The sequence below is a fragment of the Vulgatibacter sp. genome (assembly GCF_041687135.1).
Lineage (GTDB): Bacteria > Myxococcota > Myxococcia > Myxococcales > Vulgatibacteraceae > JAWLCN01.
The window spans coordinates 83,720-107,132 of record NZ_JAWLCN010000015.1 but is presented as its reverse complement, the minus strand read 5'-3'; the positions used below and the strand labels follow the sequence as shown (position 1 = coordinate 107,132).

Below are 23,413 nucleotides of genomic sequence, written 5' to 3'. Positions count from 1 at the left end.
TCGAGCTGCGCTCCCGGGGGGAGTCGCTGGCTCGATGGAATTGCGATTGCTCCGCAATTCGACGTTACTGGCTTGCTATTCAGTTTTCAGAGACCAACCGGTTCTGCTCACCCGCCGTCCGGCCATGCCGTCCGTCGAGGTGGGCGCGGCTTCTACAACCGCGCACCAGTCGGCGTCAAGAGGATTCTCACCCTCTTGCGCATCCACTGGAACGACAGAAGACAACGACGCCATTCCCGACCGTCGCAGGACGCGCGACTGCCAACCAGCGGTTGGAAGCCGGCGAACCCTAGCGACGCGGGATCGCGTCGTCAAGGGCGGTGGCCCAGAAAAGCCAGCAGCGACCGAACGGTCGAGCAGACTGGGGTCACCGCGATGTCGGCGGGTTCGACACCCGTCGCGCGAGGGGCCTTCCGCTCGGAAGACCGCTCGAACCACGGGTCGAAATGCCAGGTGCGCTCCCTTCCGGGAGCTGCGGTGACTGGGGCCGTCTCGCCTGGGCGAGACTCGAGGAGCCGAAGCTCCATTCCAGTAGATGCGATTCGATTGGCAAAGATCGGAAGGACGCGCCTTCCAGTTTTCCCCAACGAGCCGGGCCGCCCGTTTCTTCCGTGCTGCCCGCCGCCGAAGTGAGATGGGGTTTACGGGATCGTCGTTCGGTTGTCAACACGGAGATTTCTGCAACCGATCCGATTCTCTGCAACCCCCGGGAATCAGGAGGTTCGTGCGCCGCTCTTCCAGCGCTGCGTCGCCTCTTCCCGCCGCAACGATGCCGCCACCGCGCCGTCACGGGAGCCGCCCAGACCGCGGAGATGGCGGACCAGCGCCGCGAGGTCGGCAGAGGCCCGCTCGAGGCTGTCGTTGACGATCACGTAATCGTAGGACGAGAGGCCCGCGTCGATCTCCGCCCGGGCCGCATCGAGCCGACGGCGGACGATGCCATCCTCGTCGGTGCCACGTGCCCGGAGGCGTCGCTCCAGCTCCTCGAGCGACGGGGGCAGGACGAAGACGGTGGCAGCCTCGGGGTGACGGTGCTTGATCTGCGCCCCGCCCTGCACGTCGATGTCGAAGACGACGATCCGCCCGCCCTCGTTCGCCTCGGCGGCGAAGCGGCGCGGCGTTCCGTAGCGGTTGCCGTGGACCTCGGCCCACTCCAGCAACTCGTCCCGGTCGATCATCCCCTGGAACGCCGCAGGCGTGAGGAAGGAATAATCGATCCCGTCCAGCTCCGCGCCACGGGGCTGCCGGGTCGTCACCGAGACCGAGAAGATCGCGTCCGGCGCGTTGGCGACGAGCCTGCGGGCGAGCGTGGTCTTGCCCGTCCCCGAGGGCGCCGAGAGCACCAGCATGAGTCCATTCGCGTGGGCCAAAGCGTGCACCTATTCGACGTTCTGCACCTGCTCGCGGATGCGCTCGATCTCGGCCTTGAGATCCACGGCGAGCGCTGCGAGCGATGCCCACTGGGATTTCGAGGCGATGGTATTCACCTCGCGATTGAGCTCCTGGACGAGGAAGTCCATCCGCCTGCCCACCGGCTCGGTCGCGTCGAGGAGGAGATGGAACTGCGCCAGGTGGCTGTCGAGGCGGGTGAGTTCCTCCGCGATGTCGGAGCGTTCTGCGAGGAGCGCCACCTCCTGCGCGAGGCGCTGCGGATCGATCTGCAGGCCGCCGGTGAGCTCGGCGACGCGCTGCTGGATCCGCTCGTGCTGCTGGCGGACGGCGAGCGGCGCCTCCGCCGCCACCCGCGCGACGAGGCCGGCGATGGTTTGCAGCCGCGCGGCGAGGTCCTCGCGAAGCGCCCTCCCCTCCTGCTCGCGCATGGCGACGAGGCGATCGAGCGCGTCGTCGAGTGCCTTCGCCAGCGCTTCGCCGGCAGCCTCGAGATCGGGGGTCCGCTCCTCGAGCGAGAGCACACCCTCCGCGCCGATCACGTCGGCGATGGTCACGTCGCCAGCCAGGCCGAGGCGATCGCGCAGCGAGCGGAAGCTCTCCACGTAGCGCGCAGCGAGGGCCTCGTCGATCCGCGGCGCGAGGTCGCCACCGCCGCCCCCGCCGCCGCGTCGCACGGTGAGGTCGACGCCGCCGCGGGCGAGGCGATCCTTCACCCGGCGCACCGCGGCGCTCTCGAGAGCGAGGAGCTCCCGGGGGAGCCGGGACTTCACTTCGCAGAATTTCCCGTTCACCGAGCGAAGCTCGACGGCGAGGTCCTCGTGGCCGGCAGAAGCACGGCCCGATCCGAAACCGGTCATGGAGCGCAGCACGCGGTGGACGCTAGCCGCCGCTCGGCAGGCCGTCAACCGACGAGTGCCGAACAGTTGCCGCCATCGAGGAGCCGGCAGGCGGCGGCCTCGATCTCGGCGAGGAGCGCCTCGTCGGCGGGACGCTGCCCCACCGGCACCGCGGCGAAGTGTGGCAGCTCGTGCCCCCAGCGCTGGTGGTCGCCGACGAGGAAGATGGCGACGGTGGGCGTGCCCGCTGCGACGGCGAGGTGCATCGGGCCGGTGTCGTTGGTGAGGACGAGGGTCCCCTGCCGCAGGAGCGCAGCGAGCTGCCGCAGATCGGTGGGCGGCGCCGCGCAGGCCTCTCCCCCGAGGCGCTCCACCACCTCGGCAGCGAGCCCCTCCTCGCCGGGGCCCCAGAAGACCACCGGCACCAGGTCGAAGCGCGCCGCGAGCCGGGCCGCAGCTGCAGCGTAGGCGGCAGGCGGCCAGCGCCGATCGAGTTTGCGCGCCCCCGGGTTCACGAGGAGGAGCCGCCGCCCCGCGAGGCCCATCGTCTCCACCAGGGCGGCGGCCTCTGCGCGGGAGCCCGGGTCGGCGCCGAGGGGCGTCTCGAGCTGGCGGTCGGTCGCGGCGACGCCGAGGGGCGCGGCGAGGGTGAGCTTCACCGCCACGTCCTGCACCATGCCTGCAGGCTGCGGCACCGCGTGGTCGAAGAAGGCGCGGGCGTCGCCGCGGTCGTGGCCGATGACCACGCGGGCCCCGATCGCCCGGCAGACCAGCGCCGCAGTGAGGCTGAAGGCGTGGTAGTGCCCCGCCTCGATCGCCACGTCGAAGCGCTCGCGGCGCAGGCGCCAGAGCTGCGCCGCGAGGCGCCAGGGCTTCTGGAAGAATTGCTTGCGGGCGAAGGGCTCGAAGCGATCCGCCCAGGGCAGGCCCCGCACCAGCGCCGCCTTGGAGGCAGCGTGCAGGAAGACGATCTCCGCCTCCGGCAGCCCCTGCTTCAGCGCGCGGAGGAGCGGGATGGTGAGCAGCACGTTGCCGACGCGCTCGTCGGTGCGGACCACCAGCACCTTGCGGATGGGGCCGACAGGCCCGCCGCGGGGCTTGCCGAAGACGAGCCGCGCCAGCGCGACCACGAGGGCGCGGCCGAGAACGCGCAGGCTCATCGCGCCTCGGGCAGCGGGCGAGCTTCCTCGACCAGCATCACCGGAAGGTCCTCGCGGATCGGGAAGACCAGCTTGCACGTGTGGCAGACGATCTCGTCGCTGGGCTCGCGGAAGTCGAGCTCGCCCTTGCAGCGGGGACAGGCGAGGATCTGCTTGAGCTCGGGGTGGAGCGTTGCCATGTCGTTCGACTCCTGCGCGCCGGAACGCGCACGTGTTGCCTACGCCTGGTGGGAGGGGCGCACGGGGCCGCTCTCCCAGGCGCGCTCGTACAGTCCGAGAAGGGAGGCGGCTCTGCCGGCGGGAGTATACCGCGCCAGCACGCGGCTGCGCCCTGCAGCGCCGAGGGCTGCGGCGCGGCGCCTGTCGGCGAGGAGCCAGGCGAGCGCCCTGCCCGTATCTTCCGCGTCCCGCGGATCGCAGAGGCGGCCGGTCTCGCCGTCGACCACCGACTCGGCGACCGCACCGAAATCGCCGCCCAGGACGGCACAGCCCGAGGCCATCGCCTCGAGGACCGCGCGGCAGGTGCCGTCGTTGCCCGGCGCGAGCCAGGCCTTCACGTCGAAGGCGCGGTAGGCATCCGCCAGCGCCGCGCCGGTGCGGTAGCCCGCGAAGCGCGTCCGCGCCGCCAGGCCCATCGCGTCGGCGAGGGCCCGCACCTCCGGCTCGCCCTCGCCGCGGCCGACCACGACCAGCCAGGCGTCCGGCACCTCGCGCCGCGCCCTGGCGAAGGCCCGGAGCAGATCGGCATGGAGCCGGTCCGGCTTGATCCGCGAGACGATCCCGACCACGGGCGCACCTTCGGGGATCCCCAGCTCCGCCCGGAGGCCCGACGGCCCCGGCGCGAAGCGCGCCGCGTCGACGCGGCCGGGGAGCTTGTCGATCCGCGCGGGATCGACGCCGTGGTTCCGGACCAGCGCGGCGCCGTGGGCCTCCGACGGCACGGCGAAGCGATCCGTGCCAGCGTAGGCCAGGCTGCGCGCAGCGCCCCGCGCCGCGTTGTGCAGGAGCTCCACCGAGCGGAGGAGGCGGAAGCGGCGCCGATCGAGGCCTGCGGTGGCGAGCAGGGCCACGTGGTGATCGTGGGAGAAGCGCGCGTGGATGGTCTCCCAACGTCCCGCGCGAAGCAGCCCCCGCAGCCGGCGCACGTCGCCTGCGAAGGCGGCGGGCGAGGCGAGCCGACAGAGGTCGAGCGATTCCTCGATCGGCAGGCCGAGGGCCTCGACCCGCCCGCGGAGCGAGCCCGCGCGCCGGCTATCGAAGGCGACCGTCACCTCGTGGCCCGCAGCGCGCAGGGTCGCAGCGTCCTCGAGCATCAGCTCGGCGGGGCCGGTGAATTCTGGCGTCGCGCAGAGGAGGAGCAGGCGCACGGGCTTCTAGGCGCTGCGCTCGAGCTTGCGCAGCGTGTCGGTGGTGGAGTGGTTCTTCGGATCGCCGGCGACGGCGACGCGGCCGCCCCAGGACTCGACCTCCGCCCGCTCCGGGATGGAGTCCGGGGTGTAGTCGGTGCCCTTCACCTGCAGGTGGGGCCGCAGCGTGCGGATCACGCCGAGCGGGCTCTTCTCGTCGAAGAGCACCACGTGATCGACGCAGCCGAGCGCCGCCACCATCTCGGCCCGCTCGGCCTCGGGAACGACGGGCCGGGTCGGGCCCTTGTTGGCGCGGGTGGAGGCGTCGCTGTTCACCGCGACCACCAGCACGTCCGCCATCCCGCGCGCAGCCTCGAGGTAGCGCACGTGGCCCACGTGGAGGAGGTCGAAGACGCCGTTGGCCAGGGCCACGACACGGCCCGCGGCCCGGTGGGCCTCCACCGCCGAACGAATCGTCTCGAGGTCCCCGATCTTCTTCGCCGACGGCGCGCGCTCGGAGGTGTTCATGCCTGCAGCTCCGCGAGGATCTCGTCGGCGTCGATGGTGGCGGTACCCGGCTTGCGCACCACCAGGGCGCCGGCGACGTTGGCGAGGCGGGCCGCCTGGGCGAGGGTCGCGTCTGCAGCGAGGGCCATGGCCAGGGTGGCGATGACCGTATCGCCGGCGCCGGTGACGTCGACCGCCTCCTCCTGCCCGTGCACCGGGATCAGGTCCGGCTCGCGCCCCTGCTCGATCAGGGCCATGCCGCTGCGGCCGCGGGTGGCCAGCACCGCGTGGCAGCCGAGGGCATCCTGCAGCGTCCGGGCAGCGGCGACGCTGCTCGCGGTCTCGCCCACCGGCATCCCGGTGGCTGCCGCCAGCTCGGGCTCGTTGGGCTTGGCCACGTGGACGCCGCGGAACGCCCGGAGGTTGTAACGGCTGTCGACGCAGATCCGTACGCCGTCGGCGGCGAGACGGCGGACCTCCTCGACGACGCCGGGGCAGAGCACGCCGCCGCCGTAATCGGAGACGATGAGCACGTCCGCCTCCCGGGCCGCTGCCCGGAGGGTCTCGACGAGTCCGGCCACCGACGCGGCAGGCAGATCGCCGCCGCGGCTCCGGTCCACGCGGAGCATCTGCTGCCGGGTGGTGTTGATGCCACCGGCGAGGATGCGCGTCTTGGTCTCGGTGGGGCTGCCCGGCACCACGGTGAAGCGGCCGTCGATGCCCGCCTCGGAACAGAGCCGGGCGAGCCCGCCCCCGGCCTCGTCGTCGCCGATGACGCCCAGGGCGATGGTCGTTCCGCCGAGCCTGGCGAGGTTCGCCGCGGCGTTGGCTGCGCCGCCGAGCTTCCGCTCGGTCGACTCGTGCCGCACGATCAGGACCGGCGCCTCGCGCGAGATCCGATCGGTCTGTCCGTAGATGTACTCGTCGACGACCACGTCGCCGACCACCGCGACCCGCCGCCGCGGAAAGCGCCGGACGATGGCCGCGAGATCCTGGATGTCCACCTGGCGCCGCATCGCGCGGACTTGTACGACGCGCTCTGCCCACCGTCAAACAGAAGGGCTGCGAGCACCTGCCTGCCCGCCAGGTCCGCGAGATGCGAAGGCCCGGTCACGCCGGAGGGGCGTGCCGGGCCTTCCGCGATGCGATCCGCGGCGCGTCAGAACTCGGTCGCGCCGATGTTGACCATGAAGCCCCACCGGTCGGAGTCGGTGGTGTTCTCCTGCACGAGCAGCTCGTTGTCGAAGTAGATGTCCCACTGGGCGCGGGCGCCGATCTTCAGCGCATCGGTGATCGGGTAGTCCGCACCTGCAGCCAGCGGCACCGAGCCCATGGTGTCGGACTGGATCTGCGCGTTGAGATCGGGGTTCTTGGCCACCGAGACGCGGGTCAGGCCGATGCCGCCCGAGACGTAGGGCTCGACGTCACCGACCGTCCACGGCGCCACCTGCGCAGCGGTCTGGAACTGGTTCGTGTAGAGATTGAACTCGCTCAGCGGGTCGGGAATGACCGAGTTGACCGCGCCCATGTACTGCACTTCGAGCTCGACCGGCTGCGTGACGTCGAGGTCGAGGCGCAGATCCCAGCCGGGGCCCGGAGCGATGTCCGGTGCAATCTCACCGGTGTAATTCGAGTAGCCGATACCGGCGCTCAGCGACTCCACCGGGATGCCGAGCAGCTCGGGGGCCCCCTCGCTCGCCCGCTCGGACTTCGAAATCTTCACCGCACTCGCAGCAGTGGGCAGCGCCACCAGCGCCGCGGCCACCACGAGAAGGTACTTCCGCATAGCTCCTCCCTTCCTCCGTTGTGGGCCGCTGCCGAGCGACCCCCCTGAGCGATTGGCCCCGCAAAGGACCTACGAGCCTGTCGCCTTCACAACGTTAGGGACGGCTCCGGAAGGGGGAAGGGGTGGGAGTACGGGCGCATCTCCCGTCATTCCCGTCGCTTGCAGCAACGGGAAAAGACGTTCAGCGCGGCAAGCGTGGGAGGGCAACTCGAGGGCTACTCGAGGGCGGCGACCGGGCCGGGGGCCGCCGTCTCCTCGGGCGGGCGGGTCTTCCAGCGCCGGTGGACCCAATACCAGGAGGCCGGCTCCGCCCGCACGTGGCGCTCCAGCTCCCGGTTGAGCTTCGCGGTGAAGGCCGCCACGTCGGCGTCCCGGTCGCCGGTGTGTTCGAAGGGGATCGGCCCCTCCACGGTGACCCGATGCCTCCCGCCGGGGAGGCGGTGCATCAGCGCGAGGAAGACCGGGGCGCCGGTGCGGTGGGCGAAGATCGCCGGCGCCGGGGTGGTGGCGGCGAGCTTGCCGAAGAAGGGGGCGAAGATCGCCCGGCGGGGGATCATGTTCTGGTCGATCATCACCGCGAGGATCTCGCCGGCGCGCAGCACCTTGAGGATGTCGCGGATCGAGCCCGAATCGGCGACCTCGCGCAGGCCGGCGCGGCGGCGCTGGTCGAGCCAGAAGGCGTTGGCGAAGTTCCGCGAGAGCCGCTTGGTGATCGCGGTGACCGGCATGCCCCTCGTGGCGAAGAAGGAGCCGAGGAGCTCGAAATTGCCGAAGTGGGCGGTGGCCACGATGGCGCCCTGCCCCTTCGCGAACTCGGGGGCGAAGCGCTCGAAGCCCTCGACCTCCACCAGCTCGTCGAGGCGCTCGGGGCGCAGATAGGGGGCGCGGAGGAACTCGGCGACGAGCAGGCCGAGGTGGTCGTAGAAGATCCGCAGGGTCCGGGCGCGCCAGCCCGCATCGCGCTCGGGGAAGGCCTGCGCGAGGTTGGCGAGGGCGATGCGACGGCGCACGCCGACGGCGGCGAGGAGCGCGCCGAGCGCCTTGCCCAGCGCGAGGAGCAGCGGGTGCGGCAGCCGCGCCACCAGCCAGCCGAGCAGCCGACCCTGGGAGGCGACCACGCCGAGGACGAAGAGCACCACGGCGAAGAGGGCCCCGACGACGATCCAGCTAGCCACGCCTGCCTCCGACGACACGGTCGAGCGCTGCGGCGAGAAGCGCGCCGCCAGCGACGATCTCGGTCTCCACCTGCACCACCACCAGCCGATCGCCACCGTGCAGGTCGCGCGGCAGCCGCACCGCGTCCTTCTCGGTGCAGCAGACCCGCTCCGCGCCGAGGGCGCGGGCGCTGGCGAGCACCCGCTCCACCTCGGCTCTGGTGAAGGCGTGGTGGTCGGGGAAAAGGGCCTCCTCGATCACGCGGGCGCCCGCGTGCTCGAGGGTGCGGCGGAAGGAATGGGGCCGCGCCACGCCGGCGAGGAGCACGACCGGCTGGCCCTCGAGGAGGGAGAGCGACAGTTCGGTGCGCAGATCCGCCGAGAGCAGGCGGCTCGCGCGGTAGCGGGAGCGAACGGGCGCGCTGCCGACGTGGCGCTCGACGATGCGCGCCGCCGCCTCCACCGTCGCCGGATCGCCCTCGTCGCATTTCGCGATCCAGCCGAGATGGGCGCGGCGGAGCGCCTCCGGCCCCTCGCGCAGCGGGCCCCTGGGGAGGAGCTTGCCGTTGCCGAAAGGCGACGCGCCGTCGAGGACGACGATGTCGAGATCCCGCTGGAGCGCCAGATGCTGGAAGCCGTCGTCGAGGATCGCCACGTCGGCGCGCAGATGCGTGCCCGCGATCGCTGCGAGCTCCGCGCGGTTGGTACCGACCAGGACCTGCGCGCCGGGGCAGCGCCGGGCCACGAGGACGGGCTCGTCACCTGCGTCCTTCGCGTCGAGAAGAAGCCCCTCGCCCCGCGACACGACCCGGGCGCCACGGCCCGTGCCGCCGTAGCCGCGGCTGAGGACCGCCACTTTGAGGCCCCGCTGCTGGAACTCGCGGACCAGGTGGATGGTGACCGGCGTCTTGCCGGCGCCGCCGACCGCGAGGTTGCCCACCGAGATCACCGGGATCGGCGCCTTCGCGCTGCGCAGGACCCCGCGCCGGTAGAGGCCGCGGCGCGTGGCCGCCGCCGCGCCGAAGAGGCCCGCCGCAGGTGCGAGCGGGGCGAGGAGCAGGCGCTGCCAGGCGGGCTCGTCCTGCTCGTGGAGGAGGCGGACGAGGTTCACGGCCGCAGCTCCCTGGCGCCGCGGGCGGCCCGGGCGGCGAGGGGGACGAGCTCGCGGCGCGCAGCGGCAGCGGCCGCATCGCCACCTGCTTCCCTGTCGGCACGCAGGGCGGCGAGGGCCACGGCGGCGACGGGATCGGCCGGGAGATCGACGAGGCAGGCGTGGTGGCCCAGCGGGCAACCGCGCTTGCCGTGGTTGCTGCACGGCGAGCAGGCGAGCGGCAGCGAGAGCGCGGTGCCGGCACCTGCGAGCGGGCCCCAGCGCCTGGCGGAGGTCGGCCCGAAAACCGCCACCACCGGCGTGCCCACCGCCTGCGCGAGATGGCTCGGGGCGGAGTCGCCGGTGACGAGAACGGCGGACCGGGCGAGCACCGCAGCGAGGCCCGCCACGTCGAGGCCCGCGGTATCGCCGATGGGCATCGTCCGCAGCGCGGCGCGCACGCCCTCGAGTTCCCGCAGATCGCCGGGGCCGCCGGCGAGGACGAGGCGCGCGCCCTTCGCCGCCAGCGCGTCACCCACCTCGGCGAAGCGCTCCGGCGCCCAGCGCTTCAAGGCCCAGCGGGCGCCAGGGGCGAGGGCGGCGATCGGCGCGCCGTCGGCACCTGCGAGGAGACGATCCGCCGCAGCGGCGGCTGCAGGCGGCACGACGATCGACGGGCGCAGATCGACGGCGGGCAGCTCGAGGGGCGCGAGGGCCTCGAGATAGAGCGCCGCAGCGGGCCCCCGGTCGAGGACCGGATCGTCGCCGGCGAGGGAGCGCGCCACCTCGACGAGGCCGCTGCGCTTCACGAAGGCGAGCCGGCGGGCGGGCCGCACCAGCGAGAGGAAGGCGGAGGTCCGGGCCTTGTTCTGCAGGTCGATGCCGAACGCGAACGGTCCCGCGGCGCGGACCTCGGCGGCGAAGCGCGAGAGGCCACGCAGGCCCGCGTGCCGTTCCTTCGGCTCCCAGCGCCAGACCCGGTGCAGGTCGGGCAGCCCCTCGAAGAGGGGAGCGAAGGCGCCGCTGGTGACGAAGTGGATCTCCGCTTCGGGCCAGCGGGCCCGCAGCGCCCGGAAGACGGGCGTGGCGAGGACGGTGTCGCCCAGGGCGCTGGTGCGGACCACGAGGATGCGCATCAGGTCCCCACCGCAGCAGCTGGCGCGGTCGAAGAGGCGAGGATCCGGGCCATCTGGTCCACGTTGCGGACGGAGGCGCCGCGGATCGCGCCGACGGCGGAGCGCGCCAGAGCGCCGAGCTCCTCGAGCTTCTCCGGCCTGGCGAGCAGATCGCGGGAGACGCGCAGCAGCTGCTCCGGATCGGCCACCTGGATCCCGCCCCGGCCCACCAGCACCTGCACGCTGTCCTTGAAATTGTCCATGTTGGGCCCGAAGAGGACGGGCCTGCCCTGCCCCGCGGGCTCGAGGATGTTCTGGCCGCCGCGGTTGGTAAAGGAGCCGCCGACGAAGACGAGGGTGCCGAGGCGGTAGGCGGCGCTGAGCTCGCCGATGGTGTCGAGGATCACCACGTCCGCGTCGGGAGCGCCTTTGGAGCGCAGCCCGCAGCTGAAACCCTCGCCCTCCGCCAGCGAGACGATCTTCGCCGCCCGATCGACGTAGCGCGGAGCGATCGCGAGGCGCAGACGCGGGAACTCTTCCCGGAGCTTGCGGAAGACGGGGAGGAGCAGCGCCTCCTCGCCCTCGTGGGTGGAGCCCGCGATGAAGAAGGGCCCGGCCCCGAGCGCGGCGCGCAGCTTCGCCTCGTCGGCCCCGCTGGGGCCCACCAGCCCGTCGAATTTCGTGTTGCCGGTGACGCGGACCCGCTCCGGCGCGGCGCCCAGGGTGAGGGCGCGCTCCGCCTCGTCCTCGTCGCGCATGAGGAAGAGATCGATCTTCGCCAGGGGATCACCGGCGATCCGGAAGAAGCGGCGGTAGCTCTCGAGCTTCGCCGGGGAGAAGCGGCCGTTGGTGATCGCCACCTTCACCCCGCGGCGCCGCGCCGCGTGGATCAGGTTGGGCCAGATCTCGGTGTATTCGAGGACGAGCAGATCCGGATCGATCGAGGCCAGCGCCCGGGCGGTGCTGCCCGGCAGATCCCAGGGGACGTAGGTCACCTCGTCCGCCTCGGGGATCCGCTCCTTCGCCATCTGCCAGCCGGAGTTGGTGAAGGCGCTCATCACCACCACGCAGCCGGGGAAGCGCTTCTTCATCTCGGCGACCATCGGCTTCAGGGCGAGGAGGTCGCCGGCGGAGGAGCCGTGCATCCAGATCCGCGGCCTGCCCCCGGGCGCGGGCCAGCCCGGCGGGTAGAAGCCGAGACGGCGCAGCTGTCCCTGCCGGGTCTTCTTGTGGACCAGGAGGAAAGGCCAGAGGAGGAGGAAGGCGAGCCAGGTCGCCACCACGTAGATCAGCTGCACGGGCCGGTACTTACGTTCGGAATCGTCCAGCCGTCAACGACGGGCGTACGACCAGGCTCTCTCACCCGTCGTATGCGGGGACGCGCATCGCGGAGGAGGCGATCCAGAGGGCACCGTCGCGGAAGGGGAAGCCCGGCTCGTCCACCAGCACCTCCGCCCGCCAGACCCCGGTGCCTGCAGGCAGGCGCAGCTCCGGCCCCCTGCCACGGGCCACCTCCCTGCCGTCCCGGAAGAGCACGAGGGTGATCCCGGGCGCGTCCATCCGCGCGACGACCGATGGCGCGGCGCCTGCCGCCTCGTCCTCGTCGGCTGCAGCCGCCTCGAGGCCGAAGTGGAAGGAGCCCGCCTCGCCGAGGGTCGGCACCGAGCAGAAGTTCCGCCCCGCCCGGATCGCCTCCCGCACCGCGGCCCCGTCCGCCAGCGGGTCCCGGCCCCAGGCGGCCCGGGCCTCCGGCGGGAGGACGAGGTGGAGGCGAAGGGCGCCGAAGGAGGCCTCGTAGGGCGGCAGGCCGTGGGCGTCGACGCCGCAGAGGAGCGCGACCGGGCGGCGCGCGGCGATCTCGTCGTAGCGGGCGAAGGCGTCGGCGGGCCGCTCGATCAGGATCGCGCCGGTCTTCTCGCGGTCGCCCACCAGCGCTGCCAGCGCCAGCGCGAGGCGCCACGGAGCATGGGCCTTCGCCTCGCGGAAGGCCGAGTCGAGGGTGAGCCCCTCGAAGCCGGTGAAACCGTCGGGCGAGGGGTCGCTCCACGGCCGCCGCAGGTTCACCGGGTGGGCGAGGACCGCCTCGCCGCCCCGCGCCGCGATCGCCTCGAGGATCCCTTCCCCCCGCTCCGGCTTCGGCGGCACCTCGGTCGGCCCGATGGCGATGACGTGGCCCGCCTTCGCGGAGATCTCCACCGCCGGCACCACGAGGACCCCGTCGATCACCAGGGGCCGATCCGGCCGGAGCACGTTGTGCTCGGTGAGGACGAGGAAGCGGGCGCCCGCCTCGCGGGCCGCAGCGGCAGCCTCCTCGAGGGTCCCGTGGCCATCGTGGGAGGCCTCGGCGTGGACGTGGAAGAGGCCGGGAATCGCATCGCCTGCCGGCGCCTCCACCGCGCGCTCCGGGGCGATCGCGATCGCAAGCGCCAGCAGCGCGAGGAGGAGGAAGGGAACGCCGACGATCGCCGCGAGGCCCCGCAGGAACCACTTCATGCCGCTGCGCTCCCCGGTGCGATCCCCTGTAGATCGGAGAGCCGCTTGTAGGCGCCGTCTCTGGCGAGGAGCGCCTCGTGCCGCCCCTCCTCCACGATCCGCCCCGCCTCGATCACGCAGATCCGGTCGGCGGTGCGCACCGTGGAGAGCCGGTGGGCGATGACGAGGGCGGTGCGGCCGCGGAGCAGCGTCTCGAGCGCCGCCTGCACCTCCCGCTCGCTCTCGCTGTCCAGGGCGGAGGTGGCCTCGTCGAGGACGAGGATCGGCGCATCGCGCAGGAGCGCCCTGGCGATGGCGAGGCGCTGGCGCTGGCCGCCGGAGAGGGAGCTGCCCCGCTCCCCGATCACCGTGTCGAGGCCGTCCGGCAGCGCCTCGACGAAGTCGAGGGCGTGGGCCGCCCGGAGCGCGGCCCGGAGCCGCGCCTCGTCCACGTCGAGGCCGTAGGCCACGTTGTGGCGCACGGTGTCGTCGAAGAGGAGGACCTCCTGCGGTACCACCGCCACCTGCTCCCGCAGCGAGGCGAGGGTGCCCTCCCGCAGATCCCTGCCGTCGAGGGTGATCCGGCCCGCCTGCGGCTCCGCCACCCTGGCGAGGAGGTTGGCGACGGTGGTCTTGCCGGCGCCCGAGGGACCGACCAGCGCCACCACCTCGCCGCGGCGCAGCTCGAGGTCGAGGCCGTCGAGGATGGTGCGCGCGCCGTGGCGGAAAGTGACCGCCTCGAAGCGGAGCGCCGTCCCGATCGGCCGCAGCGGCGTGGCGCCGGGGGCGTCGGTGATGGCGGGCTCCCGGTCGAGGAGCTCGAAGACCCGCTCCGCCGAGGCGATCCCCTGGAGCAGCGCGCCGCCCACCTTGCCGAGGTTCTTGGCGGGCTGGAGGAGCAGCGCCACGGTGGCGAGGAAGGAGAGGAGCTGCGAGCTGAGGAGCGCGCCCTCCCCCACCTGCCGCAGCGCGAAGGCGAGCGCGATCGCGATGCCGGCGACGGCGAGGAGCTCCATCACCGGGCTGGCGAGGCCGCGGGAGCGCAGGCTCCTGCGCTGCAGGCCGAGCCAGCGACGGTTCTCCTCGTCGAAGCGGCGCAGGGCGTGCGCCTCCATGCCGTAGGCCTGCACCACGCGGATCCCCGCCGCGGTCTCGTGGACCAGCTCGGCGAGGCGGCCCACGCTGCGCTGCCCCTGCCGCGCCACCGTCTTCAGCTTCTTGCCGAGGCGGGCCAGCGGCACCACCGCCAGCGGCAGCACGCCGAAGGCGAGGACGGAGAGGCGCCAATCGAGGGCGAAGCAGAGGGCGAGGAGCGCCGCCACCTGGACGCCGTCGCGCAGGTAGGCGGGGATCGCGGTGTGGAGGCCGTGCTCCACCGCGGTGAGGTCGGCGCCGAAGCGCGAGAGCAGATCGCCGGTGCGCTCGTCCGCCAGATCCTGCGGCGCGAGGCCGACCAGCCTGGCGAAGAGCGCCTCGCGCAGGTCGCGCACCACGTATTGGGCGACCATCCCCATCCACGTGAACTGGAGGAAGTAGGCGATCCCCTTGATCACGCCGAGGCCGATCATCACCGCCGGCACGAGCAGGAGCGCCTCGCCCCTGTCGATGGTGGCGGGATCGAAGCCGGGGACCAGCGCCGCCAGCGGGCCGAGGTTCTCCGCGCTGCCGCTGGTGAGGAAGTGGAGCAGCGGCCCGGTCATCCACGCGTAGCCCGCCGTCGCCGCGGCGAGGACGAGCATGCAGACGAACGCACCGAGGACGTGGAGGCCGTAGCGTCCCGCGTAGGGCGCGAGGAGTCGCGCGGCGCTGGAGCGGCGCCGGGTCATCCCGCCCCTTCTACAGGGGCGACGAGCGCCGCCTCGTTGCCGCCGTCGAAGATCTCGGGGAAGGCGTCGCGCACGCCGCCGAGGACGAATTGCACCGCGATCGCGGCGAGGAGCAGGCCCATCACGCGCTCGAGGATCGCACGGCCGCTGATCCCGAGCCAGCGGTCGACCAGATCGGCGGCGCGGAGGAGCAGGTAGGTGGCCACCGCGGTGACCAGCACGCTGAGGAGCACCGGCACCAGGTAGACCGGCGACTCGGCCCGGGCCGCCAGCACCATCACCGTCGCGATCGCGCCAGGGCCTGCGAGCAGCGGCATCGCCAGGGGGACCACGGCGACGTCCTCCTTGCTCTTCGCCTCGCCGATCTCCTCGCCGGAGGTCCGGGTATCCGACTGCTTGCTCTGCAGCATGTCGAGGGCGGTGAGGAGGAGGAGGATGCCGCCGGCGATCTTGAACGCCGCGAGCGTGACGCCGAGGAGCTGGAAGATGAGGCCGCCGGCGATGGCGAAGGCGCCGACCACGCCGACGAAGATCAGGCAGGCCTTCTTCGCGGTAGCGCGCTTCTTCGCCGGCGAATCCCCCGCCGTCATCGTCACGAAGATGGGCACCAGCCCGATCGGATCGACCACGAAGAAGAGCGCCGAGATGGCAACCACCGTGAAGGAGAGCATCTGGCCGATTGCAACCGCATCCATCGGGCGCCCTCTACACCTCTGCGGCGGCTCGCAGCAAGTGCGGCCTCGCCAGCTCGATCACCTCGTCGGCGGCACGGACGCTGGCGCCGCCGCCGCCGAGTTCGCTCCGCAGGGCGGCGAAGTCCGCGCGCATCGCCGCCTGTGCAGCGGGATCGTCGAGGAGGCGGAGGAGCTGCGCTTCGAGGGCCTCGGCGGTGAAGGCGTCCTGGAGGAACTCCGGGACCACCTCCCTCCCGGCGAGGATGTTGACGATCGAAGCGTGGTCGAGGTCGACCAGCCAATTGACCAGGAACCACGAGCTGGCGGTGGTGCGGTAGACCACCACCATCGGCGTGCCGAGGAGCGCGGTCTCCAGGGTCGCGGTGCCGGAGCAGACCGCCGCGGCGTCGGCTGCGCCCACCGCCACGATGGAGGAATCGCAGAGCTCGATCCGCGCCCGGTGGCCGGCGAGGTGCCCCTCGACGAAGCTGCGCTCGAGGGAAGGCGCCACCGGCAGCACGAAGCGCAGGGCGGGCCGCGCGAGCGCGAGGCGATCGGCGGCGTCGAGGAGCGTGGGCAGCACCCGGTCGATCTCCCCGTGCCGCGATCCGGGCAGGAGCGCCACCACCTGCTCGCCCGCCCCGAGGCCGAGCTGCGCCCTGCACGCGGCGCGATCGGGCGCGCCGGCCAGGATGGGATCCTCGAGGAGCGGGTTGCCGACGAAGGTGGCGGGAACCGCCCGGTTGCGGAACCACGGCTCCTCGAAGGGGTAGATGCAGAGGAGCTTGTCCACCCGCTGCCGCAGCGTGCGGGTGCGCCCCTCGCGCCACGCCCAGGCCATCGGCGCGACGTAGTAGGCCACGGGGATCCCGCGCTCCCGGAGTTTGTCGGCGAGGCGGAGGTTGAAGTCGGGGATGTCGATGAGGATCGCCGCAGCGGGGCGGTTCTCCACCGCCCAGCCGGCGATGCCGCCGAGGACCTCGAGGATGCGCCGCACCTTGGGCAGCACCTCGACGAAGCCCATCACGTTCACCTCGGAGGCGTCGTAGAGGGGCTCGAGCCCGGCGGCCCGCATCTTCGGGCCGCCCATCCCGACGAAGCGGGCGCCGGGGATCCGGCTGGCGAGCTCCGCGATCAGGCGGGCGCCGATCTGATCGCCGGAGGCTTCGCCGGCGACGAGGAGGAAGGTGGGTGCTGCGCGCAAGGTCTCGACTCCTGCCCGGACCGAAGGGCCGCCGGGCGCCGGCGCACCCTACCAGAAATGGCGCCGCGCCCTGCCCGCTCGGCTGCAGGCGGGCCCGGCGGGCGGAACGTGCGTCAGACGAACTTCTTGCCGAGCGCCCCGCGCCTGCCGCCCTCGCCCACGTAGGGATTGCTCGCCCTCTCCTCGCCCAGGGTGGAGGCGAGGCCGTGGCCGGACCAGAAGGTGACGTCGTCGCCGAGGGGAAAGAGCCTGCCCTTGATCGACGCCTCGAGCTGCTCCCACGAGCCGCCGGGGAAGTCGGTGCGCCCCACGCTCCCGGCAAAGAGCGTGTCGCCGGTGAGCAGGATCCTGTCGTCCCGGAGGAAGAGGCAGCAGCCGCCGGGCGTGTGCCCCGGCGTGTGGATCACCTCGATCCGCCGCTTGCCCAGCGGATAGCTCTCGCCGTGCGCGATCCAGCGGTCGACCTTCGGCACCGGCGAGGCCGCCACCCCGAACATCCGCGCCTGCAGGGGCAGCCCCTCGAGCCACTCGCGATCCCCGGGGTGCAGGTAGAAGGGCAGCCCGAGCTTCTGCTGGAAGTGGAAGACCGCCCCCACGTGATCCAGGTGGGCGTGGGTGTTGAGGATGTATTTCGGCGTGAGACCGTGCCGGGCGACGAGGGCCTCGATCGCCTCGGGCTCGTCCCCCGGATCGACGAGCACCGCCTCCTTCGTCTCCGGATCGCCGAGGATGTAGGAGTTCTGGCGGAAGGGCCCCACGGTCACGTGGGCGACGACGAGATCGTTCAATCGCTGCTCCTGCTGGTGCTCGCATCCAGGCGCCCTTCGGCGGGCGCTTCGGGGCGCGAAACGAAGGAAAGCCGCCCCCGCGAGGAAGCGGCCTTCGAGCCGCGAGCGTACCGCGTGGCGGAGGTGGGGCGCTACCTCGAGGGCGCGCCGGAACGCCGCCGACCCACAGCGCCGTGCGGACTCTCGGCCGCGACCACGCGACGCACGAGGGCACGGAACGCGGCAGCTGCCGGGTCGAGGTGTGTGCGCTCGTGCCAGCACATCGTCATCTGCGCCGCGATGACGGGCGCGGGTCCGGCCGCCAGCCGGAGGTCGAGGCGGCGGGCGTGCTTCGCGAGCATCGACGCCGGGAGCGTCGCCACCAGGTCGCTCACGGCAACCACCTCCGCCGCGGCCGCGAAGGAGGGGACCGTGACCACCACCTCACGCGGGATGCCCTCCCTTTCGTAGGCCGCGGCGACGGTGTCGCGGAAGTTCCGCCCGGGTGCCAGTTCCACCCGCACGTGCCGGAGCTCGCCGAGCGCGCGCATCGACAGGCGCCTGCCGATCGCGGGATGCGCTCTGCGGGCGACGAGGACCAGGTGCTCCTCGAGGAGCCCCTCTGCGTGGATCCCCGGGCCACGCGCCCGCATGCCGAGATGCAGGTCAACCTCGGCGGAGGCGAGATCCCCCAGCGACACGAGGGAATCGATCCCCACCACGCGGAGCCTTGCCGCCGGCATCTCCCGCACGAGCGCGCCCGCGATCGCCGGCGCCAAGGCGAGCTGCCCCGCGTCCGCCACCGCGAGCGTAAAAGTGCGACCGCAGGAGGCGGGATCGAAAGGCGCATCGAGGAGCGCGCGCTCCAGATCACGCACGACGCTGGCGAGCACCGGCGCGAGCTCCTGCGCTCTCGGCGAGGGGACGATGCTGCGTCCCTTGCGCGTGACCAGCGGATCGGAGAGCTCGCTGCGCAGGCGGGCGAGGGCGTTGCTTACCGCCGAGGGCGTGACGTGGAGCCTCTGCGCAGCACGGGCCACGCTCCGTTCCTCGAGGACGGTATGGAGCACCAGCAGGCGGTTGAGATCGAGAGACGCTAAGCTCACCAACCGTGATCTTACCCCTCACGGAAGATCACTTCTACGCTGGAACGCGCGGCGGCAGAGTCCGGCTCATGAAAGTGACCGACATCTGGTCGGCGGCGGCTCTGCTGCTCGCCTGCCACAACCCTACCCTCCCAACCCCGGGTGCCCCCGTGTCCAGTGTGCAGAACGAAGTTTCCATCCACAGGACGGAAGTCCTCGACACCTTCCTCGTCCATCGCGAGTACCGTGCAGGCGCGCCGATCGTGTTCCTGCACGGAAACCCAGTGTCCTCTCACGTTTGGCGGAAGGTGATCCCGACGATCGAGACGCCGGCGCGCCTCCTCGCCCCCGACCTCGTCGGGATGGGCGAGTCGGGCAAGCCCGAGAGCGCCTACCGCTTCCAGGATCACGCACGCTATCTCGACGCCTGGTTCGCGGCTCACGATCTACGCGACGTGATTCTGGTCGGCTACGACTGGGGCGCGGTGCTGGCGCTCGATTGGGCAGCACGCAATCCCGACCGGGTGAGGGGCGTGGTCTTCTTCGAGACGTTCCTGCGGCCGCTACGCTGGAGCGAATACCCGCCGAAGGGCGCCGAGCTCTTCCGCGCGCTACGCACCCCGGGGGTCGGCGAGGTGCTCGTGCTGGAGCAGAACGGCTTCCTCGCCCCGTCGCTCCAACACGGCGTGCAGACGCACCTCGCCGAATCCGATCGCGAGCGGTACTACGCCCCGTATCCCGATCCGCCCTCGCGGCGCCCCCTACTGCAGTGGACGCGCGAGCTCCCGATCGACGGGGAGCCCGCCGACGTGGTCGCTGTTCTGGATCGCAACGCGGCCTGGCTCGCGGGATCGCCAGCGATTCCGAAGCTCTTGCTCACCTTCGACGGCGGGCGGCTGAGCAACGCGCCGGACGTGGTCGAGTGGGCGCGAACGACGGTCCCGGCGCTCGACGTGGTCCACCTGGGCGCCGCGGGCCACCATGCGCCGGAGGACGCCCCCGAGGCGATCGCCCGCGCGATCGACGCCTGGCTCGCCCGACGGGTGCGCTGAGCAGGTCTACGGGATCACGGTCGAGGACCCCGCGGCGCTGGCCATCGGGGTCCTCGAAAATGGCGCCGGGCTCAGGCCGAGAAGGACGAACCGCAACCGCAGGTCGACTTGGCCTTGGGGTTGCTGAACTTGAAGCCCGCGCCCTGCAGCGACTCGACGAAGTCGATCACGGTGCCGTCGAGGAAGCGCGCGCTCATCTTGTCGACCGCCACCTTGATGCCGCCCAGGTCGTAGGTCAGGTCTTCGGGCTTGGCCTCGCGGACCAGGTCGAGGTCGTAGTTGAAGCCGGAGCAACCACCGCCGACCACGGCGACGCGCAGGCAATGGCCGTCCAGCTTCTGCTGCTCGATCGCCTCGCGCACCTTGCCGACCGCGCGGTCAGTGAGGGCCACGGGCGTCTCGGGCGTGAACTCGAAGCCGGCAACCGGCGTGGGGGCGCTCTGGGTCTGGGTGTCCATGGATTTCTCCTTGCTCGAGCCCTGCTCGTTGCGTGGCGGGGTGTATAGCCGTGTAGCCGGCGGATTTCCACTCGGGTGACGCAACGTGAGGTACGCCGGCCGCGTACCCACCCGAACAGCCGCAATCCGCTCCCTGTTCCGGCCCGGAATCAGCGTTTGCCCGCCGCCCTGGCAGGGGGCTCCTCGCCCCGCACCGCTGCGAGCACCTCGTCCGCGTGACCCGCCACCTTCACCGGCGACCAGGTCCTCTCGATCACACCCTTCTCGTCGATGAGGAAGGTCGAGCGGATCGTCCCCATCACCTTCTTCCCGTACATCGTCTTCTCGCCGAAGGCGCCGTAGGCCGTGGCCACCGCGCTCTCCTTGTCGGTGAGCAGCGGGAAGGGGAGCTCGTATTTCGCGCGGAACTTCTCGTGGGAGGCGAGGGAGTCCTTCGAGGCCCCGAGGACGACGGCGCCGGCCTTCTGCAGCTCGGCGTCGCGATCGCGGAAATCGCACGACTCCTGGGTGCAGCCGGGGGTCGAGTCCTTCGGGTAGAAATAGAGAACCACCTTGCGGCCGCGGAGATCCTCGAGAGCGATCTCCTTGCCCTCGGTGGAGGGAAGGCGGAAGGAAGGTGCCTTGGTGCCGGGCTGCAGGGCCATGCGCGTGCTCCTCGTCGTTTCGTACAAACGAAGGGCGGCAGGGCCGAGAAGCCGTGCCGCCCTTTCATCCAGCGATCGGCAGGCCGATCAGACGGTCTTCATGCCGGGCTTCCACTCCGCCGGGCAACGCTCGCCGGTCTGGGCGGCCTGGAGGGTGCGGATCACCTCGGCGACCGAGCGACCGACGTTGGGGCTGTTGTACGAGGCGTAGTGGATCGTGCCCTCGGGGTCGATGAGGAAGGTGGCGCGGGTCGAGAAGCCCTTGTCCTCGAGGAGGGCGCCGTACTTCCGGGAGATCTCCTTGGAGAAGTCCGAGATCAGCGGGTAGTTGAGCTGGCCGAGGCCGTTGTTGATCCAGGCCTTGTGCGAGTGCTCGCTGTCCACCGAGGCGCCGAGAACCACCGCGTTGAGGTTCTTGAACTCCTCTTGGCGCTTCGAGAACTCCTGGATCTCCGTCGGGCAGACGAAGGTGAAGTCGAGGGGGTAGAAGAAGAGGACCACCCACTTGCCGCGGTAGTCGCTGAGCGAGACCTTGGTGAAGTCACCGTTGCCGACGACGGCAGTTGCGGAAAAGTCCGGAGCCTTCTGCAGGACCTGAATCATTTCATCCTCCGTGGGTGTGAATCGTCCGTGGCGCTTTCGATCCGAGAGCCCGTCCGTTCGCGACCGGATGCGGCTCGCCCCGAAACGTTTCGGCTCGAAGCACGCAAAAAAATCGCCCATCCCCGCGCGTCTGCCCTTAGGTTGTCGCGGCGCTTCGGCGCAGGGAAGGCGGGTTTTCTAATGGGCGCTAAGAGGGGTGTCAAGGCAAGCAGGAGCGCTGCGGGCGCCAAAAAAGCCCGGAACAGGACAGCCCCCGCCGGCGCCGCCACGGCAGCTTCCGAGCGCACCCGGCCGCTGCGCGAGGACCTGGTCCGCGCCCTGGCCCTCGAGGCCTACGCCGCAATCCGCAACGAGGGGCGCGTGGCCGATCGGGCCCTCGATTTCCTCCTCCGCCGGGAGCGGCGCCTCTACGCGCAGGAGCGCCGCGCCGTCGCCGAGTCGGTCTACGGCATGCTCCGCGCCGAGGGTCGTCTCGACTTCCTGCTCGAGCGCGGCCTGGGCCCGGAGCTCCTCGGCACCCTGGGGCGCTCGGCCCGGCAGGCCCTCTACTACGAGGCGTGGCGGGTGCTCGAGCGCCGGATCCCGCCGGAGCGCGCGCTGGCGGAGGGCGGCCTCTCGCCGGTGCTGCTACCCGGGCTCCTCGCCTGCGCCAACCCCGCGCCCCACCTCGAGACGCTCGCCGCCGATCCGGTGCACCGCCTCGCGGTGGAGGCGGCGCTGCCGCCCTGGATGGCGAAGCTCTTCGTCGACGAGCTCGGCGAGGCGGGGGCGTTCGCCCTCGCCCGTTCGATGAACGAGCGGGCGCCGCTCACCCTGCGGGTCAACCGGCTCAAGACCGATCGCGAGGGGCTCCTGGCTGCCCTCGCCGCCGAGGGCGTGGTGGCACGCCCCACCCGCTTCTCGCCGGACGGCGTGGTGGTCGATTCCCGGCAGAACCTCTTCCAGCTCCAGGCATTCCGGGAGGGGCTCTTCGAGATCCAGGACGAGGGCTCGCAGCTCCTCGCGCAGCTCCTCGATCCGCACCCGGGCTGGACCGTGGTGGATGCCTGCGCCGGCGCCGGCGGCAAGAGCCTCGCCCTCGCCGCGACGATGAAGAACCGAGGCAGGCTGGTGGCCCTCGACACCGAGCCGCAGCGGCTGGAGAAGCTCGCGCCCAGGGCCCGGCGTGCAGGCGTCCACAATTGGGAGGCCCACGTGGTGGAGGCGGCGGCGCTGCAGCCGGCGCTCGCCGAGCGCCTCGGCGGCAGCGCCGACGCGGTGCTGATCGACGCCCCCTGCAGCGGACTCGGCGTCCTGCGGCGCAACCCCGACGCCCGGTTCCGCCTCGACGAGGGTTCGGTGCACCGGTTCGCGGGGATCCAGCGCGATCTGCTCGCCCGTTACGCCGCCCTGGCGAAGCCCGGTGGCAGGATCGTCTATGCCACCTGCAGCGTCGCCCGCGAGGAGGACCAGGAGGTGGTGGAGGCGATTCTCGCCACCCATCCGGAGCTGGAGCTGGTGCCGCCCTCCGAGACCCTGGGCGCCGAGCTCGCCGAGCGGCTCGGCGCCACCCGCTACCTGCGGCTCCTGCCCCACGAGCACGGCACCGACGGCTTCTTCGCCGCCCTGCTTCGCCGCAAGGCTTCCGCCTGAGCGCGTCGCGCCCGGGGTCAGAAGAGCCCGGCGAAGCGCGCGCCGACCAGCGCGAAGAGGACCGCCTCGAGGAGGAGGAGCGGCAGCGCCACCCGCTCCAGGGTCGCCACCCGCTCCTCTCCCCGGACGATCGCCGCCGTCGTCGCATCGAGCGCGTCCGGCCGGTGCCGGGCGAGCTCGCCGAGTAGCGCGCGGTAGCCCGCCAGCTCCGCGGGGAGCATCATCCGGGGCCGTCCCCGCGCGTGCACCTGGGTGACGTGCACGCGCCGCAATGGCGCCCGGCTGGTGACCACCGCGCGGATCTCCTGCCACCGGAACCGGCCGGCGGGGAGACCGAAGAGGGTGAGCGAAACCCCTTTGCCATCACACGAGGCGAAGCTCGGCAAGAGCAGGGGCACCGCTCCGACCACTGCCGCTGCCAGCGCGACCTGGCGCTGGGATTCGTCGGAGAGCGGCAGGAGCAGCAGCAGCGCTGCCGATCCCAGAAAGAAGCCTCCGACGAAGAGGCGGGTTTTTGTCCCAAGCGGGTACCGCACCCGGGGAAGCTGCGCACCACACGCCTGCCCCACAAGCCCCTGCCCCAGGAACGGGACGGGGCCCCGCGGGGCCC

The 23,413-nt window shown here is 72.1% G+C and carries 24 protein-coding genes; 2 read left to right on the top strand and 22 right to left on the bottom strand.

Features of this window, described 5'->3' with window-relative positions; genetic code table 11:
* Positions 1-713: 713 nt before the first annotated feature.
* The 18 genes from gmk to ACESMR_RS22895 form a co-directional block, all read right to left on the bottom strand.
* Positions 714-1,349 (bottom strand): guanylate kinase, encoded by a 636-nt coding sequence (gene gmk / locus ACESMR_RS22980; RefSeq protein WP_373049477.1) that lies wholly within the window; start codon positions 1,347-1,349, stop codon positions 714-716.
* A gap of 30 nt (positions 1,350-1,379) precedes the next feature.
* Positions 1,380-2,261, bottom strand: coding sequence for a YicC/YloC family endoribonuclease (locus ACESMR_RS22975; protein WP_373049476.1), 882 nt, complete (start codon positions 2,259-2,261; stop codon positions 1,380-1,382).
* A 32-nt stretch (positions 2,262-2,293) separates the two neighbouring features.
* Positions 2,294-3,388, bottom strand: a complete 1,095-nt coding sequence (locus tag ACESMR_RS22970; RefSeq protein WP_373049475.1) for a glycosyltransferase family 9 protein — start codon at positions 3,386-3,388, stop codon at positions 2,294-2,296.
* Positions 3,385-3,567, bottom strand: a complete 183-nt coding sequence (locus ACESMR_RS22965) for a Trm112 family protein (RefSeq protein ID WP_373049474.1) — start codon at positions 3,565-3,567, stop codon at positions 3,385-3,387. The genes ACESMR_RS22970 and ACESMR_RS22965 overlap by 4 nt, the downstream gene beginning before the upstream one ends.
* A gap of 39 nt (positions 3,568-3,606) precedes the next feature.
* Positions 3,607-4,755 (bottom strand): glycosyltransferase family 4 protein, encoded by a 1,149-nt coding sequence (locus ACESMR_RS22960; protein WP_373049473.1) that lies wholly within the window; start codon positions 4,753-4,755, stop codon positions 3,607-3,609.
* A 6-nt stretch (positions 4,756-4,761) separates the two neighbouring features.
* Positions 4,762-5,262, bottom strand: a complete 501-nt coding sequence (locus ACESMR_RS22955) for an adenylyltransferase/cytidyltransferase family protein (protein WP_373049472.1) — start codon at positions 5,260-5,262, stop codon at positions 4,762-4,764.
* Positions 5,259-6,257, bottom strand: a complete 999-nt coding sequence (locus tag ACESMR_RS22950; protein ID WP_373049471.1) for a bifunctional heptose 7-phosphate kinase/heptose 1-phosphate adenyltransferase — start codon at positions 6,255-6,257, stop codon at positions 5,259-5,261. The genes ACESMR_RS22955 and ACESMR_RS22950 overlap by 4 nt, the downstream gene beginning before the upstream one ends.
* Before the next feature lie 143 nt (positions 6,258-6,400).
* Positions 6,401-7,027, bottom strand: a complete 627-nt coding sequence (locus ACESMR_RS22945; RefSeq protein WP_373049470.1) for an outer membrane beta-barrel protein — start codon at positions 7,025-7,027, stop codon at positions 6,401-6,403.
* Positions 7,028-7,242: 215 nt separating this feature from the next.
* A complete protein-coding gene (locus ACESMR_RS22940; RefSeq protein WP_373049469.1) occupies positions 7,243-8,202 on the bottom strand; it encodes a lysophospholipid acyltransferase family protein in 960 nt (319 codons plus the stop codon).
* Positions 8,195-9,292 (bottom strand): tetraacyldisaccharide 4'-kinase, encoded by a 1,098-nt coding sequence (gene lpxK, locus ACESMR_RS22935; RefSeq protein ID WP_373049468.1) that lies wholly within the window; start codon positions 9,290-9,292, stop codon positions 8,195-8,197. Before lpxK ends, ACESMR_RS22940 begins: the two co-directional genes overlap by 8 nt.
* Positions 9,289-10,407, bottom strand: a complete 1,119-nt coding sequence (locus ACESMR_RS22930) for a glycosyltransferase family 9 protein (RefSeq protein WP_373049467.1) — start codon at positions 10,405-10,407, stop codon at positions 9,289-9,291. The genes lpxK and ACESMR_RS22930 overlap by 4 nt, the downstream gene beginning before the upstream one ends.
* Positions 10,407-11,684: a 3-deoxy-D-manno-octulosonic acid transferase gene (locus ACESMR_RS22925; protein WP_373049466.1), complete on the bottom strand. Its 1,278-nt coding sequence runs from the start codon at positions 11,682-11,684 to the stop codon at positions 10,407-10,409. The genes ACESMR_RS22930 and ACESMR_RS22925 overlap by 1 nt, the downstream gene beginning before the upstream one ends.
* Positions 11,685-11,745: 61 nt before the next feature.
* Positions 11,746-12,879 carry a PHP domain-containing protein gene (locus tag ACESMR_RS22920; protein WP_373049465.1) on the bottom strand — a complete coding sequence of 378 codons (1,134 nt, stop codon included), beginning with the start codon at positions 12,877-12,879 and terminating at the stop codon, positions 11,746-11,748.
* Entirely contained in the window at positions 12,876-14,684 is a 1,809-nt protein-coding gene (locus ACESMR_RS22915; RefSeq protein WP_373049464.1) for an ABC transporter ATP-binding protein, read from the bottom strand. The genes ACESMR_RS22920 and ACESMR_RS22915 overlap by 4 nt, the downstream gene beginning before the upstream one ends.
* Positions 14,681-15,379 carry a MarC family protein gene (locus ACESMR_RS22910; protein WP_373049463.1) on the bottom strand — a complete coding sequence of 233 codons (699 nt, stop codon included), beginning with the start codon at positions 15,377-15,379 and terminating at the stop codon, positions 14,681-14,683. Before ACESMR_RS22910 ends, ACESMR_RS22915 begins: the two co-directional genes overlap by 4 nt.
* Positions 15,380-15,389: 10 nt before the next feature.
* Positions 15,390-16,562 carry a lipid-A-disaccharide synthase gene (gene lpxB, locus ACESMR_RS22905; RefSeq protein WP_373049462.1) on the bottom strand — a complete coding sequence of 391 codons (1,173 nt, stop codon included), beginning with the start codon at positions 16,560-16,562 and terminating at the stop codon, positions 15,390-15,392.
* Positions 16,563-16,675: 113 nt separating this feature from the next.
* The gene (locus ACESMR_RS22900) at positions 16,676-17,350 is read right to left on the bottom strand and encodes an MBL fold metallo-hydrolase (protein ID WP_373049461.1); all 675 of its coding nucleotides are present in this window, start codon (positions 17,348-17,350) and stop codon (positions 16,676-16,678) included.
* A gap of 131 nt (positions 17,351-17,481) precedes the next feature.
* Positions 17,482-18,435 (bottom strand): LysR family transcriptional regulator, encoded by a 954-nt coding sequence (locus ACESMR_RS22895; protein WP_373049460.1) that lies wholly within the window; start codon positions 18,433-18,435, stop codon positions 17,482-17,484.
* Between the two features lie 68 nt (positions 18,436-18,503).
* Here ACESMR_RS22895 and ACESMR_RS22890 point away from each other — a divergent pair, with 68 nt between their 5' ends.
* Positions 18,504-19,466: a haloalkane dehalogenase gene (locus tag ACESMR_RS22890; RefSeq protein WP_373049459.1), complete on the top strand. Its 963-nt coding sequence runs from the start codon at positions 18,504-18,506 to the stop codon at positions 19,464-19,466.
* 71 nt (positions 19,467-19,537) lie between these two features.
* Here the strand turns inward: ACESMR_RS22890 and ACESMR_RS22885 are convergent, their stop codons facing one another.
* From ACESMR_RS22885 to ACESMR_RS22875, 3 genes are all read right to left on the bottom strand, one after another.
* The gene (locus ACESMR_RS22885) at positions 19,538-19,924 is read right to left on the bottom strand and encodes a HesB/IscA family protein (protein WP_373049458.1); all 387 of its coding nucleotides are present in this window, start codon (positions 19,922-19,924) and stop codon (positions 19,538-19,540) included.
* Positions 19,925-20,073: 149 nt separating this feature from the next.
* Positions 20,074-20,568: a thioredoxin-dependent thiol peroxidase gene (gene bcp, locus ACESMR_RS22880; protein WP_373049457.1), complete on the bottom strand. Its 495-nt coding sequence runs from the start codon at positions 20,566-20,568 to the stop codon at positions 20,074-20,076.
* An 87-nt stretch (positions 20,569-20,655) separates the two neighbouring features.
* Positions 20,656-21,171 (bottom strand): peroxiredoxin, encoded by a 516-nt coding sequence (locus ACESMR_RS22875; protein ID WP_373049456.1) that lies wholly within the window; start codon positions 21,169-21,171, stop codon positions 20,656-20,658.
* Between the two features lie 360 nt (positions 21,172-21,531).
* Here ACESMR_RS22875 and ACESMR_RS22870 point away from each other — a divergent pair, with 360 nt between their 5' ends.
* The gene (locus ACESMR_RS22870) at positions 21,532-22,803 is read left to right on the top strand and encodes an RsmB/NOP family class I SAM-dependent RNA methyltransferase (protein ID WP_373049455.1); all 1,272 of its coding nucleotides are present in this window, start codon (positions 21,532-21,534) and stop codon (positions 22,801-22,803) included.
* 17 nt (positions 22,804-22,820) lie between these two features.
* Here the strand turns inward: ACESMR_RS22870 and ACESMR_RS22865 are convergent, their stop codons facing one another.
* Complete coding sequence (locus tag ACESMR_RS22865; protein ID WP_373049454.1) at positions 22,821-23,339, bottom strand: hypothetical protein; 519 nt, start codon at positions 23,337-23,339, stop codon at positions 22,821-22,823.
* Positions 23,340-23,413: the final 74 nt, after the last annotated feature.